At 63.3% G+C, this 14,020-nt stretch carries 17 protein-coding genes; 6 read left to right on the top strand and 11 right to left on the bottom strand.

Annotated elements, in window-relative coordinates; all coding sequences use genetic code 11:
* Together NCR38_RS03975 and NCR38_RS03970 are read left to right on the top strand one after the other, a co-directional pair.
* On the top strand, window positions 1-282 hold a 282-nt coding region (locus NCR38_RS03975; protein ID WP_250476442.1), incomplete at its 5' end, for a hypothetical protein.
* Window positions 283-590: 308 nt separating this feature from the next.
* The gene (locus NCR38_RS03970) at window positions 591-1,043 is read left to right on the top strand and encodes a PA2169 family four-helix-bundle protein (RefSeq protein WP_061120612.1); all 453 of its coding nucleotides are present in this window, start codon (window positions 591-593) and stop codon (window positions 1,041-1,043) included.
* A 95-nt stretch (window positions 1,044-1,138) separates the two neighbouring features.
* On the opposite strand, the gene NCR38_RS03965 is transcribed toward NCR38_RS03970, so the two are convergent.
* Both NCR38_RS03965 and NCR38_RS03960 read right to left on the bottom strand, forming a co-directional pair.
* Window positions 1,139-1,372 (bottom strand): hypothetical protein, encoded by a 234-nt coding sequence (locus tag NCR38_RS03965; RefSeq protein ID WP_061120613.1) that lies wholly within the window; start codon window positions 1,370-1,372, stop codon window positions 1,139-1,141.
* A gap of 323 nt (window positions 1,373-1,695) precedes the next feature.
* A complete protein-coding gene (locus tag NCR38_RS03960; protein ID WP_061120614.1) occupies window positions 1,696-2,037 on the bottom strand; it encodes a BON domain-containing protein in 342 nt (113 codons plus the stop codon).
* Window positions 2,038-2,486: 449 nt separating this feature from the next.
* Here NCR38_RS03960 and NCR38_RS03955 point away from each other — a divergent pair, with 449 nt between their 5' ends.
* Entirely contained in the window at window positions 2,487-3,974 is a 1,488-nt protein-coding gene (locus NCR38_RS03955) for an RNA polymerase factor sigma-54 (protein ID WP_061120615.1), read from the top strand.
* A gap of 126 nt (window positions 3,975-4,100) precedes the next feature.
* Here the strand turns inward: NCR38_RS03955 and NCR38_RS03950 are convergent, their stop codons facing one another.
* From NCR38_RS03950 to NCR38_RS03910, 9 genes are all read right to left on the bottom strand, one after another.
* A complete protein-coding gene (locus tag NCR38_RS03950) occupies window positions 4,101-5,012 on the bottom strand; it encodes a YihY/virulence factor BrkB family protein (RefSeq protein ID WP_061120616.1) in 912 nt (303 codons plus the stop codon).
* A gap of 128 nt (window positions 5,013-5,140) precedes the next feature.
* On the bottom strand, window positions 5,141-5,488 hold the full coding sequence (locus tag NCR38_RS03945; RefSeq protein ID WP_061120617.1) for a hypothetical protein: 348 nt from the start codon (window positions 5,486-5,488) through the stop codon (window positions 5,141-5,143).
* Between the two features lie 131 nt (window positions 5,489-5,619).
* Complete coding sequence (gene otsA, locus NCR38_RS03940) at window positions 5,620-7,074, bottom strand: alpha,alpha-trehalose-phosphate synthase (UDP-forming) (RefSeq protein ID WP_061120618.1); 1,455 nt, start codon at window positions 7,072-7,074, stop codon at window positions 5,620-5,622.
* 190 nt (window positions 7,075-7,264) lie between these two features.
* Window positions 7,265-7,501 (bottom strand): hypothetical protein, encoded by a 237-nt coding sequence (locus NCR38_RS03935; protein WP_061120620.1) that lies wholly within the window; start codon window positions 7,499-7,501, stop codon window positions 7,265-7,267.
* Between the two features lie 224 nt (window positions 7,502-7,725).
* Window positions 7,726-7,944, bottom strand: a complete 219-nt coding sequence (locus NCR38_RS03930; protein ID WP_061120621.1) for a hypothetical protein — start codon at window positions 7,942-7,944, stop codon at window positions 7,726-7,728.
* Between the two features lie 220 nt (window positions 7,945-8,164).
* Entirely contained in the window at window positions 8,165-9,568 is a 1,404-nt protein-coding gene (locus tag NCR38_RS03925; protein ID WP_061120622.1) for a sigma-54 dependent transcriptional regulator, read from the bottom strand.
* A 354-nt stretch (window positions 9,569-9,922) separates the two neighbouring features.
* Complete coding sequence (locus tag NCR38_RS03920; protein WP_061120623.1) at window positions 9,923-10,159, bottom strand: hypothetical protein; 237 nt, start codon at window positions 10,157-10,159, stop codon at window positions 9,923-9,925.
* Between the two features lie 85 nt (window positions 10,160-10,244).
* On the bottom strand, window positions 10,245-10,562 hold the full coding sequence (locus NCR38_RS03915; protein ID WP_061120624.1) for a YqjD family protein: 318 nt from the start codon (window positions 10,560-10,562) through the stop codon (window positions 10,245-10,247).
* A 51-nt stretch (window positions 10,563-10,613) separates the two neighbouring features.
* Entirely contained in the window at window positions 10,614-10,970 is a 357-nt protein-coding gene (locus NCR38_RS03910; protein ID WP_061120645.1) for a hypothetical protein, read from the bottom strand.
* 585 nt (window positions 10,971-11,555) lie between these two features.
* On the opposite strand from NCR38_RS03910, the gene NCR38_RS03905 reads away from it, so the two are divergent.
* From NCR38_RS03905 to NCR38_RS03895, 3 genes are all read left to right on the top strand, one after another.
* On the top strand, window positions 11,556-12,623 hold the full coding sequence (locus tag NCR38_RS03905; RefSeq protein WP_061120625.1) for a sigma-54-dependent Fis family transcriptional regulator: 1,068 nt from the start codon (window positions 11,556-11,558) through the stop codon (window positions 12,621-12,623).
* 289 nt (window positions 12,624-12,912) lie between these two features.
* On the top strand, window positions 12,913-13,467 hold the full coding sequence (locus NCR38_RS03900; protein WP_061120626.1) for a hypothetical protein: 555 nt from the start codon (window positions 12,913-12,915) through the stop codon (window positions 13,465-13,467).
* A complete protein-coding gene (locus NCR38_RS03895; protein WP_061120646.1) occupies window positions 13,464-13,988 on the top strand; it encodes a hypothetical protein in 525 nt (174 codons plus the stop codon). Before NCR38_RS03900 ends, NCR38_RS03895 begins: the two co-directional genes overlap by 4 nt.
* Window positions 13,989-14,020 lie beyond the last annotated feature (32 nt).

The raw sequence follows: 14,020 nt of genomic DNA, 5'->3' as shown, positions 1-14,020 counted from the left end.
GAGGTGGTCGGCAAGCATCGCACCGGAAAGTTAACAGCCCGGCGCTCCGTTTACAACCACTTCTCACCCCATAAACACAAATGCCGTTCAGCGCTAACTGAACGGCATTACCGCTTCCCGCGGGCGTTTGTGCTGATGCGTTTGCGCCGAACGCGTCACACCCAGGACGCGTGCGTCCGATCCGGCCGCCTGTTCGCACGCACGCCGCAAGCGGCAGGCAAAACGCGCGCCTTGCCGGTGCGCGCGGCGGGCGCTTCGCAGAGCGGTCCATATTCCAGGTGAGATGCCTGCGCCGGTTGCGCGTGCATGTCGATAACGCGCTCACGGATGTGCAAGGTCAGCGCGGATGCCGCGACAGCGACGAGAGTAAGGAACTCGCGATGTGCGAGTCGATTAAGGAATTTCACTGTGTTCGCTCCCATTGCCGTGGTCTGCGCGTCTAACCCATGCGCGCTGTTTGCCGTGTCGGCAGCAAATCACGTGCCCCTGAACAGGAAGCGCGGGCACGCTGCGTGCGCAATGACTCGGCGAGCCGCGTCCCGCAGGGAGGCTGCGCAGTGGCAAATATCGAAACTAAAAGGAGGTGTTATATGAGCACGAACGTCGTATCGGTACTCAACGATCTCGTCGAAACCTCGAAGGACGGGGAAAAGGGTTTTCTCAAGGCCGCCGAGGATACGCGCGATCCGAGCCTCAAGCTGCTGTTTCAGAATCGCGCGCAGAAGTGCGCCGAAGGCGCGCGCGAGTTACAGGATGTCGTCGCGCGTCTGGGCGGCAAGCCCGAAACAGGCGGCTCCATGGCCGGCGCGCTGCATCGCGGCTGGGTCGATGTAAAGTCGGCCGTGACCGGCCACAGCGACCACGCGATTCTCGCCGAATGCGAGCGTGGCGAAGATGCCGCGAAGAAGAACTACCGCGAGGCGCTGGATAAAGATTTGCCTGCCGATATCCGCCAGATCGTCGAGCGTCAGTATCAGGGCGTGGTCGAGAATCACGACCGCATCCGCGATCTGCGCGATCAATACGCAGCCGCGAAGTCCTGAAGCATCGACGTAGCAGCGGCCCGATGACGAACGGGCCGCATAAAGACAAACGGCCGCGATGCGGCCGTTTTTTCGTCGAGCGTCGGGCCGACGCCTTACTGCGGCTGACCCTTGTCGTTGGTGCCGAGCGCCGAAGCCGCCGCCGCTGCCGACGCGCCCTTCAGCTTGTGCGCCTTGTCCTGCTGATGCAGATAGGTGCCCTTCTGCTTCTTCGCGTGGGTGCCGGCGTCCGCGCCGGTCGTGGCCGCATCGGAAGCTGCCTGCGCGAATGCCGCCGTCGAGAATGCCAGCGCGAGCGCGCCGATCAATGCCATCTTTTTCGTCTTCATGAAGAGCTCCTTTTTGCCGGGGCCTCTGAATGCCGGGCTACTGCGCATTCGAGAGCCGCCTGTGCAAGTACGGTCCTGAACGGTCGTACTCGTTTTTAAGTTTCGAAGTGCTGCGAGGTGATGCGCACTGCGTGAAGCGTCATGCGTGAACTGCGACTGAAGCATCGGGCGATGCGACGCGACCCCATGCCCCCATGCGAGAACCCGCGCTTCGTCCGATTCTTCGCCTGATTGTGGCGAATCGTCGAACCCCGCGCGGGTTCCGTACTACTGGCACTCAACCGCGGCCCGCCGTGGCGAAGCCGGGCATACGAACTATGCCATTACTTGGCGGCAATTTTAAGATGGTTCTTCACGGAAGCAACACCCGAAACGTTCGAGACGACTTCTTCGGCGGCGGTCTTGTCCTCTGCCGAAGGCACCGTGCCCGTCAGCGACACCACGCCCCCATGCGTCTTGACGTGGATATGCGTGGACTTGACGTTCTTCGCGCCGAGCAATTCGGCCTTGACCTTGGTGGTGATGGCGCTGTCATCGACCTTCTGGCCCATCGACGTGCCGGAACCGCTCGTCGACGACGCCGCATTCGTTTGTGCGCCGACGTTGAGTGCGAACACCACACATGCGATACCGCCGGCTGCCTTAAGGATTTGAGTCGTCTTCATGGCAATACTCCCATTTTTTCGATTTTGGTCTGGCGCCCCGTTCGCCTTTGCGCGAGGCGGCTCTTCGATTACGTCCGCGCCCGTAGCACGCGGATCGTGAGCCTTCTGCCGCAACTTGCGTGCCGGATCACATCACCGCGCTCACAAACTTCTCCTGAGGTGCGCTGAACGGACCATGCAGCAAGGCGTTCGTGCGTGCGCGAACAAATCTTCGACGGTCGAAGAACCGTCTCGCGCAACGCATCTCTCGCGGCCGCAAACCCGCGGTGCTTTTGTCTGAGCGCGTGTAAAAACTGCGTGAAAGAAGGCTCCTGATTGCTTCGCAAACGTGTAGCGGACGGCCAAAAACGTAGTCGTAACGCGAGCTTGCGCAACGTTGGCACGGCCATTGCTTTAATGGTTCGCAAACCTGCCCATTACGTATAGAACAATCGAGGATTAGCAAAGCAATGCCGCCTACACTCGAACTCCGCGCGAAGCAAACGCTCGCGCTCACGCCGCGTCTGCAGCAGTCAGTCCGTCTCCTGCAACTTTCGTCACTGGAGTTCCAGCAAGAACTGCGCAACGCGCTCGATACCAATCCGTTCCTCGAATACGACGAGTCACAGACCGAAGACAACGCGCTCGGCGCCGACAACGGCAGTTCGATGGGAGAATCGGCGCTCTCGTCGACCGCCACCAGCGACACCACCGAGGCGCCGCTCGCGCCCGAAGCAAGCATGGAAAGCGAGCAAAGCGCCGATGCCGGCTCGCGCGAAGATTCGATGAGCGAATTCTCATCCGATCCCTTCGGCCGCGGCTCGCGCAATGGCGGCGACGGCGAAGGCTCCGATCCCGCCGACTGGGTGCGCATCGAGCCGTCGCTGCATGAAACGCTCCACGACGCGTTGCGCCTCTATCAGCTGAACGAGCGCGATCGCGCGATTGCGCAACTCATCATCGAAGCGCTCGACGACGACGGCTATCTGCGCCAGGAATTGAGCGAGCTCGCCAATGTCGTGGAAATCGAGCCCGCGCTGCACGAGGATGAACTCAATATCGCGCTCAAGCTCGTGCAGTCGCTCGACAAGCCGGGCGTCGGCGCGCGCAATCTCTCCGAATGCCTCGCGCTGCAGCTCGAAGCGCTCGAAGAGGACACGCCGGGCCGTGCGGTTGCGCTCGAGATCGTCACGCATCATCTGGAGCGTCTCGCGCGGCGCGAGCAGGCCGAACTGCAAAAAAAGATCGGCTGCAGCGCGGATGAACTGCGCATCGCGTGCGCGCTCGTGCGCCGCCTCGATCCGAAGCCGGGCGAGAACTACGGCCAGAGCGAGGACAACTACGTGGTGCCCGACGTTATCGTGCGTCAGGTGAAGAAGCAATGGGTCGTGACGATCAACCCGGCCGTGCTGCCGCGCGCGCGCATCCATCGCATGTATGCAGAGCTTTTCGCGCAATCGGCCGGCGCGAGCCGCTCGCCGCTCGCGCAGCAGTTGCAGGAAGCGCGCTGGCTGATCCGCAACGCGCAGCAGCGTTTTACGACGATCCAGCGCGTCGCCGAATGCATCGTCTCGCATCAGAAGGCGTTCTTCGACTACGGCGAGATCGCGCTCAAGCCGCTCGTGCTGCGCGATGTCGCCGATGAACTCGGTTTGCACGAATCGACCATCTCGCGCGCGACCGGCAACAAGTATATGGCCACGCCGCGCGGCATCTTCGAGTTCAAGCACTTCTTCCCGCGCGAACTGAGCACGGAAAGCGGCGGCACCTGCTCGGCTGCGGCGGTGCGCGCGCTGCTCAAGGAAATGATCTCGAAGGAGAACACGCGCGATCCGCTGTCCGATGTGAGTCTCGCGAAGATGCTCGCGGATCAGGGCGTGATCGTCGCCCGCCGCACGGTGGCGAAGTATCGCCATCTGATGAAGGTGCCGCCCGCCGAACTGCGCCGTCAGGCGTGATGCGGCGCGCGCGTCATCGGTTCTCACGCTCTCAAGCGTTCGGCGACGACCCGGTCAAGCGAGGCGCCTGAGCGACACGAGCGTAATCGCAGGCCGTCCGCTTTCGGACGGCCTTTTTTTGTCCGGTCAGCGCCAGCCCGACGCGCGATGCGTGCGCTTTCTCGCCGCCGTCGCCGCGAGCTCGGCGCCGAGCAGAAAGACCGCGGCCGAGTAGTAGAGCCACATGAGGATGATCGCGAGCGATCCGGCCGCGCCGAACATGTTCGCCGTGCCCGCGTGCGCGAGATAGAACGCGAAAAGGCGCTTGCCGCCTTCGAAGAGCAGCGCGGCGGCGGCGGCGCCGAGCGCGGCATCGCACCAGCGCATGCGCGTCGTCGGCAGGAACTTGAGCAGTACCGTGAAGGCGATCATCAGCACACCGAGCGATATCGCGCGCCGCGTGAGGCCCGACAGGACGATGAACGGGCTGCCGTCGCCGAGCACCCAATGCCCGAGTATCTCGACGAGCGCATCGAGCACAAGCAGCACCGCGACGAGCAGCCCCGAACCGACCACCAGCCCGAACGACATCAGCCGCACGCGCAGCAGCGTGACGATGCTCTCGCGCGTGCTCACCGCAGGCGTCGGCCAGATGACGTTGAGCGCGCTGTGCAGCGAGGAGAACGTCGCCGACGCGCCGATCAGCACGCCCGCGACAGAGAGAATCGCCGTGCTGCGCGCGATGTCGGCGTGCCACGCGTTCGCGACGATCGCCTCCAGCGTGCGGGCGGCGTCCACGCCCACGACACCGCTGATCTCGGCGAAGAGCCGCCCTTGCACGGCATCGGCGCCGAAGAAGACGCTCGCCACCGCGATCACGATGACGAGCGTCGGCGCAAGCGAAAACGCCGCGAAGAACGCGATCGCCGCCGAGAACATCAGGCAGTGATCCTGCGACCATTGCGTGATCGGATCGACGACCCACGAAAGCCAGCCGAAACGCGACGTGCGGCCCGAGGCGACGGGCGCGGATTGAGGGGCGGAGACGTCCTGGTCCATCGGCGGGGAGCGTGAGCGCGGCTTGAAGTGTCAATCGACGATGTTAGCGCCGCGCTGCGAACCGTGTGTAAAAAACGGCGCGCTCCGTGGGAAGCGCGCCGCTTTCGTGTTGCGCTCTGCATTACGTGTCAGGGCTGGTCGGCGGCCGGGTCGGCGTCTTCGTCGGCGAGACTGCGGGTTTCATCCTCGACTTCGTCGGGGAGGATATCGGAGTCGGCCTCCAGATTGTTGTCGCCGTCCGCCGACGCGCTTTCGCCAGTGCCGAAGCGGTCCGTATCGCTGGCTAGCTCCGCCTTGGACTGGCCGAGCGCGTGCGCGTCCAGCTCATCTTCGATGTCGCCGGGATAGCGCTTTTCGCCCTGCACGTCCGACCCGCTGTCCGACGAGTCGCTCGGGCCGAGTGCTCCGGTGCCGTGCCCCTTGCCGTATTCCGCGCCGTCGTCTTCGGGCGGGTTCAATGTGCTTCCACTCATCATGACCTCCTTCGATCGTGTCCGTGATGAGTCCGCAAATCCCGTTCCGCGACCGTTCCGGAGCGACGCATGAAAAACCCCGCGCTTCTTTCGAGGCGCGGGGCTCTGAGTGCGTGACGACGTTCAGTACGGATTCAGGCCTTCGCCGCCGGACGCCTGGCTTCGGCTGCGCCCTGCTTCACCGTCTTGACGGTCTTTTCGGTAACGGACGTCGCGGTGGCGACACTGCGCAAATCCGACATGAACGAATCGCGCCATACCGAAAGGTTGTTCTCGCGCAGCGGCGCCATCATGTCGGCGTGACGCGCCTGACGCTCGGCGAGCGGCATCGACAACGCACGCTCCAGCGCTTCGGACATCTGCGACAAATCGAACGGATTGACGACGAGCGCGCCCGGCAATTGATCTGCCGCGCCCGCGAACTGCGACAGGACGAGCGCCCCCGGATCGGCCGGATCCTGTGACGCGACATACTCCTTCGCGACGAGATTCATGCCGTCGCGCAGCGGCGTCACATAGCCGACCTGCGAGAGACGGAATAGCGCCATCAGCAGATTGCGCTCGTATTTGCGGTTGAGATACTGGATCGGCGTCCAGTCGAGCTGGGCGAATCGTCCGTTGATGCGGCCCGCCTCGCCTTCGAGATTCTGGCGGATGCGCTGGTAGGTCTGCACGTCCGAGCGCGTCGGCGGCGCGATCTGCACGAGCGACACGCGGCCATGCCAGCCCGGCGCGTTCAGCAGAAGCCGCTCGAACGCCTGAAAGCGCTCGACGAGACCCTTCGAATAGTCGAGGCGGTCGACGCTCATGATGAGCTTGCGCCCGTGCATGCTGTCGCGCAGGCTTTTCACCTGCTTGCGGTTCGCGAACTGCTCGGCGGCCTTCGCGATCGCATCCGGATAAATGCCGATCGGATAGGCACCCACTTTCAGCATGCGGCCGAATGCCTGCAGCATGCCGTCGTCCTCGTTGAAGTGGCCGCGACTCGTGCGCTCCACATAATCGATGAACGACTGCTTGTCGCTGTCCGTCTGAAAGCCCACGACGTCGTACTGGCACATCGCCGCAATCAGTTCCTCGTGCGGCGGCACGGTGCGCATCATCTCCGGCACCGGAAACGGAATGTGCAGGAAGAAGCCGATAGGATTCGCGACGCCGAGCTTTCTCAACTCCTGCGCGAACGGAAGCATGTGATAGTCGTGCACCCAGATGATGTCATCGGGCTTGAGCATCGTCTTCAGCTTCGCGGCGAGGCTGGCGTTGACGCGCATATAACCCGCATATTCCTCGCGATCGAAGCGCGACAGGTCATTGCGGTAGTGGAACGTCGGCCACAACGTGGCGTTCGAGAAACCTCGGTAGTACTGGTCGTAATCGCGGCGTGTGAGTCCGACGGTCGCGTAAGTCACCTTGCCGCCCTTCTCCACGACAGGAGCGCCCGACTCGCCGACGATCTCGCCGCTCCACCCGAACCACACGCCCCCAGTCTCCTTGAGCGCGTCGAGAACGCCGATCGCGAGGCCGCCTGCGCTGGGCTTGCCCTCCTGGATCGGTGCGACGCGATTCGATACCACGATCAATCTGCTCATTACAGCATCACCTCATCAGTTGTCGTTGCATGCTCGAATTGGCGATCAAGGGTATGCAAAAGCTGTGCCTTTTTGTCGGCCTTTGTGAATGAAAATTTGTATGAGGATGTTACGGACGAACGAAAATACGCGGCGAACGCGGCCGCGTGTAGATTTTTATTCTTGCGCCGGGTGCTCCCGCCGGCTGCAATCACGCGTCCTGCTCGGAACCCAGATCGCGCTGATAGTCGATGCCCTCGCGGCGCACGCCGCCCTGGTTATGCTCGCCATCGGGCGGCGCGCCAGGCGCGGGGCGGTTCTGACCGGCGGGATCGTGATCGGCGGGCGGCGCGGATGCGCCCTGCGTGCCTACAGCCTTGGCGGCTTCGGCGCGCGCTTCGCGCTTGGACGAGTGACGCGCTGAGCGTCGGAGTGCGGGATGCCTCATGATGCCTCCAGAGAAGAAGGCCGTCGCGATAGTGACGTCGGCGGCGCCGGACCGATGCGCTCCGAGAAGCGCAGCTTCAGAAAAAGCGACCGGCGACAGCCTGTGTCGCCGGTCATTATTGCGCCATCCGTTGTAATCCCTACGCTGCGGATGGAAACTTATTCAAACCTTGCACGAATTCTGGGCATTGTCCAACGTCTGCATTCCAGCGTCTTTCTCTGCTGCTAGTACACGTGCGGCGTATCGCCGGGCCCCGGCGGCGGGTCGCCGATCGGCTGCGACGGCGGCTCGGGCGGCTCGCGCGTCGGGTCCGGATTCGTGTCGGGCGGAATCGGCGTGGGCGGCGGCTGATCGGGCGGCGTCACAGGCGGATCCGGCGGCTGCGGCGTCTGTGCCTCGATACGGGCACCATTGGAAGCGCGATTGGACGGGCTGTATGACATGGCGGGCTCCTTGCGGTCTTGTGATCGTACTTTCGCCATCCGTCGGCGCCTGCGCGCCACGCGCGGATGTCACTCGACCGACAGCAAGGGGCATGCCCTTCGTTAGCGTCCGTTGCGCTTCTTCCGTCCCATTATCGGCGTAGAAAACGCGCCTGCCAATGAAAAACGCCTGCGCTTTTTAAAAGCCGCAGGCGTTGTTTTGTCTAAAGATAAGCGAAGTTCAGGAATTTTCGCTGTCGGACTCGTTAATATCGCCACCCTCGCCGACCGCTGCCTTGTTCGCGTCCTCGCCATACTCGACGAGCCGGTTATAGAGCGTTTTGAGGCTGATCCCGAGGATTTCGGCGGCGCGCGTCTTCACGCCGCCGCACTGGTCGAGCGTCGCGAGGATGAGCTGCCGGTCAGCTTGCGCGAGCGAAGTGCCGAAAGGAATAGTCACCGCCGTGCCGGCCGATGGTTTTGACAGCGAAATCTGCAACGGCACGGTCGCCGTGCTGTCCGAATCCGACCCCGACATGATGTAGGCGCGCTGCACGTAGTTCTTCAGCTCACGTACGTTGCCCGGCCAGTTGTATGAGGCCAGCATCTCGCGCATGGCGGGCGGGAACGCCTTCTTCGTGTTGTAGCGGGAGTTCAGTTCGTCGAGGAACGCCTGCCCGAGCAGATCGACGTCCTTGCCCCGCTCGCGCAACGGCGGCAGGTTGATCGGAAACACGTTCAGGCGGTGATAGAGATCGAGGCGCAGCTTGCCTTCGAGCACCGCCTGCTCGGGATCGCGGTTGGTCGCGGCGATGAGGCGCACGTCGGTCTCGAGCTCCTTGGTCGTGCCGACGCGCATGAACATGCCCGTCTCCAGCACGCGCAGCAGCTTCACCTGAAGCTCGATCGGCATCTCGGTGATTTCATCGAGGAACAGCGTGCCGCCGTTCGCGCGCTCGAAATAACCCTTGTGCTGACGATCCGCGCCCGTGAACGAGCCGCGCTCGTGGCCGAACATTTCCGATTCGATCAGGTTCGGCGAGATCGCCCCGCAGTTCACGGCGATGAACGAATGCTTGCGACGCAAGCTGAGTTCGTGAAGCGTCTGCGCGGCGACTTCCTTGCCAGTGCCCGATTCGCCGATCAGCAGCACGGACGCGGCCGTCGGCGCGACACGGCCGATCTGGTCGTACACGGTTTGCATTGCGGGCGAGTTGCCGAGCATCAGACCGAAGCGGCCCATGCGGCGCAGTTCGCCACGCAAGGTGCCGATTTCCGCCTTCAGGTCGCCGGCGCGCGGCAGGCGCGAGAGGATGGCCTTCACGCGCTGCATGTTGATCGGTTTGACGAGGTAGTCGGTGGCGCCCATCTTGAGCGCGCTGACGGCGGATTCCACCGTCGCGTGACCGGTTATCACGATCACCTCGACACCCGAACGCGGGTCCAGATCTTCGAAAAGATCGACGCCCGTGCCGTCGGGCAGTTTGAGGTCGGTGAACACGACATCCGGCGTCTGACGCACAAGCTGAATGCGCGCCTCGCGCAAATCGCCGGCGGTGGCCGTCGTCAATCCGTCTTCGCCGATGATCGCGGCTAGCGCCTCGCGGGTACTGGGATCGTCATCGACAATCAATACGTGTGGCATTGCGTCTCGAATTCTTCCAAAGCGTTTTCAGGGTCACACGCCGTGGCGGCGTGGTCTTCTCCGTGCGGCAGGGTCGCCGCGCGGGCCGGTGCGATTCGCGATGAGAGCCGATTAAAAGTAATCGGCGCGACGCAAGATGCGCAAAAAATAGAATAATTTCCGATTATCCAAACGCCTGGTTCAATCCAGCGTAAGTTTTTCCATTAGACAACTTATGGCCGGAGTTTCACTGATTATAAGCGTTTATCATGATAAAAACGCACGCCAGAGCAGCGTGCGTTTGATTAGTCGCACCATTAATAACCGTCAATGGCTCGATTATTCGGCTCGCGTGAGCTGCGGCTCCGAAGCCTGTCAGCTCCGTGGAAAATTCCACGCATCGGCGGTGCCGCCGACGACGCCGTGGCCGTTCACCGCTTGGGCGTGAGTGCCGGTCGCCGGGGTGAGCACCTTACCGCCCTCGTCTTCCCAGCGGTTTATCTCGCGCGCCGTGCGCCGTCCGGCCGCGTCCTGCGACTGCACCCACTTCCACGCGAGAACGCTGCCGACGGCGAACAGCGCGCCGAAAATTCCAATCGAAGGACGTGCCATTTGTGTTCTCTCCATTGTCAAGAATTCGTCGTCGCGTTGAAACGCGGCGCCGCAATTCGGCGCTTCATGGCGAATACGCCGCGAATCAGCGCGAAACCAGAAGTCCCACCAGAAAGCCGACGCCCGCGGCAATGCCGAGCGACTGCCACGGATTGTCCTTCACATATTTCTCAGTGCAATCGACGCCCGCGCGATAGCGGCTTTGCGCACTCGCCTGTGCATCCTCGAGCGCGTTACGCGCCGAATCGACGTGATCGCGCAGACGCGAACGGAGCGCCTCGACGCCCTCGCCCGGCAGCGTCGCCGACAATCGCAGCAACTCCTCCGAATCGTTCAGCAGCACCTTGATGTCTTCAATGATCTTTTGCTTGCCCAACGCAAGCTGGACAGTCGTCTGACTCATGGAATGTAGTCCTCGCGCAATTGGGATGTGTATGAGTAGGCCGAAGCTCGATCAGCGTGTTTCGGCGACCGGAAGGCGGCTCACGGGAAGGCGCGCGTCTGTTTCGAGACGGGCGCGCAGGCTGCGCACGACGCCGCTTGCCATCAACGCGCCGCCCATTGCGCCGAACACGAAACTGGTCACGTTCGCTGCGCGCGCCAGCGCCGGCGTGCCTGCCGCATAGCCTAGCACCGCGCACATCAGCGCGGTGACGAGCGCGACGGCGGCCCAGTGATAGATGTCGATCGGCTCGCCGGGCACGAGTTCCTGACCATCGCTGCCGCCCGCTTGCGCACGCCGCGTGCGGATCGGCCGCTTGGGGATCGTGCGGTCGTGAGCGGCACCGTCGAAACTAAAGAAGTCTTCCATGATGCTTTTGCCTCTCTCGCCTTTCCTCGTGTGTGCGCCCACGATGCCAAGGTCGTTGGCGAACTTTCGAATAAGAATCACGATGACCCAAGCGAACGCAGCTTTCGTGCCAGTGACGGCGTACTGGAGTACGACCCGCGCCTGCGCCGCGAAGCGTCAGCGAATCGGGTAACAATTACGCTGTGCGCTTGTAATTTCTCAGTGCGTAAAGGAGAACCTTTCCGCAAGCTCTCCGGACGCGCTGCCCATTCAGACAAAATGCGCCGCCGGTCGGCCGGCACATTGCCGCAAGGTCGTTGCGAATGGTTAAATAGCGTTTATGAGATAGGTTCGCCTGTAAGCAATCGGCGTTGCGCAGACACGCGATGCAGGCGACCCGGCACCGACGCACCACGAGGAAGAGCGGCTCACGGCTGACGTGAGCACGACGGGCAGCGCGCACGGGCGCGTGATATGCCGATGCGCGCGGTCACCCACGGTTGCGCCGCTCGCGCGCCGCACTGCGCCACGCCGGCTGCGACCGGCGCCGCCCGCGCAGGCCGCCGCCCGCCCACCACATACGCAGAACTGGAACGATCAGGACACATGGCGTCAACCGAACTGGATCCGCCGCCCGCAGCGGTCGGCGATACACCCGCGCAAAGAAAGCGCAACACGGGGGAAGTGCCGGGCTTGAAGTCCTATGGACTGCTCTATGGCTCGTCGCCCGTGATGCTGGAGTTGTATGCGCAAATCGAGCGCGTCGCCGCGACCGATGCGACGGCGCTCATCATCGGCGAGTCGGGTACCGGCAAGGAACTCGTCGCCCGGACGATTCACGACCATAGCGCGCGCAAGGACGCGCCGTTCATCGCGGTGAACTGCGGCGCGATTCCCGACAATCTGATCGAAGCCGAGCTTTTCGGTCACGAGAAAGGCAGCTTCACGGGTGCGGTGCAGGGGCGCATCGGCTATTTCGAGCACGCGAATGGCGGCACGCTCTTTCTCGACGAAGTCACCGAGATGTCGCCCGTGCGGCAAGTGAAACTGCTGCGCGCGCTCGAGACGGGCACGTTCTTTCGTGTGGGCGGCAACGATCTCATCAGCTCCGATGTACGCGTGATCGCGGCGACCAATCGCGATCCCATCGTCGCCGTGAAGGAAAATGGCTTGCGCGAGGATCTGATGTATCGCCTCGCGGTATTCCCGTTGCGCGCGCCGCCGCTGCGCGAGCGCGATTCGGACCGCGAACTGCTTGCACAATATTTCCTCTCGGAAATGAACGCGCAGGAAGGCACGAGCAAGGTCTTCAGCAAGCGCGCACTCGACGTGCTGCGCACCTATTCGTGGCCGGGCAACGTGCGCGAGCTGAAGAACACGGTCTATCGCGCGTTCATCCTCGCGGAGAAGACGGTGGAGATCGCGCATCCACACCTTGCCTCGCGCGTGAAGAAGCCCGTCACGCAGGGCGACGCGATGAACGTCTGGGTAGGCACGCCGCTCGCCGATGCGCAGAAGCAGATCATCCTCGGCACGCTCAAGCATTGCGGTGGCGACAAGCGGCGTGCGGCAAAGGCGCTCGGCGTGAGCCTCAAGACCTTGTATAACCGCCTCGGCGCATACGAAAACGAAGACTCCGAAGGCAGTGACACGGCCACCGGCGGCGAAAGCTGAGCAGCCTTTCGGCTTACATCTGCATGACTCCCGAAGCGGGCGCGCATGGCCGCGCTCGCTTCTTTTTGTTCGCGACGCTGCGCCGATCGAAACGTGCTCGCGTCGCTTGCAATTTCTTGCAATTTTCCCGAAGCGGTAATTAGAAGCATGCTTCAAAATGCGCGAAGCCCGCGCATCGTGGCGTGTTTGCGTTGCCGGGCGGCGGCTTGAGGGCGAGACCTCAAGGAGATTCGAGCCAAGCGAACCCCGATGGCAAGCGTCGGGACACGGGTAGACGAAGGAAAGCAACATGCAGATCAGGGTCCATCGGCGCGGCCCGCGCGCCGCCGCGCTCGCCGCGGTCATCTCGGGCGTCATCGCTTGCGTGAGCCTCAGTGGATGCAACTCGCTCTATAGCGAAGGCGCGACGGCAGGCGCCGGTATCGCGGGCGCGGCGGTGGCGAATAGCGTCACCAGCAACGCCGCGGTGGCAACAGGCATCGGCCTGGGCGCGGTCGCCGCGGCGCGCGCGGGCGTGCAGTACACGCAGCGCGTCATTCACACCAACACACAGGATCAGATCGCTACAGCCGCCGGGCCGCTGGCGGTCGGCGCGGTCGCGCCGTGGAAGGCGGTGCACTCGGTGCCGATCGAAGAAGACGAGAAAGGCCGCGTGACAGTGAGCCGCACGATCAGCAGCGGCGTGCTCGACTGCAAGGAGATCGTGTTCTCGGTCGATCGGGACGCGACGAAGGATCGCGCCGCGGACAGTGCGTTCTATGTCGCGTCGGTATGCCGTGACGGCGACAAGTGGAAGTGGGCGTCGGCGGAGCCCGCTACACCGCGCTGGGGCTCGCTGCAATGACGCTGTCTCTCGACGTATCTCTGGCGCTGCGTCTCGGGCTGATCGCGGCGGGTGCGGCCGCTTGCGTGACAATGAGCGGCTGCGCGTCGATCGGCGCCGCGGCCGGCGCGACCGCCGGCATCGCGACGGGCGCGTTCACGACGAATCCGGCCATCGGGCTCGGCGTGGGCATCGCGGTGCAGGCCGCCACCGACGAGGCGGTCAAGCACATCACCAAATCGCTGCATGAGGATCAGCAGGTCATGATCGCGGTGACAGCGGGCGTGTCGCAGATCGGCGAGACGCGGCCATGGAAGGTCAAGCACACCTTGCCGGTCGAGAACGGCCACGGCGAAGTGCGTGTGCTGCGCGAATTCAGCAGTGCGCTCGCGACGTGCAAGGAATTCGCATTCTCGGTCGTCGATGGCGACGATGCGAAAGCGCCCGCCGAATGGTTCATCGCTACGGCATGCCAGCAGCCGAGCGGTTGGAAATGGGCGTCGGCGGAGCCTGCGGTCGAGCGTTGGGGGAACTTGCAGTAGCTTCCTGGATGGTCTACCGAAGAGCGCGGTTC

It is taken from the genome of Caballeronia sp. INML1, from assembly GCF_023631085.1.
Taxonomy (GTDB): domain Bacteria; phylum Pseudomonadota; class Gammaproteobacteria; order Burkholderiales; family Burkholderiaceae; genus Caballeronia; species Caballeronia turbans.
This window is presented reverse-complemented; position numbering and strand designations above follow the sequence as displayed.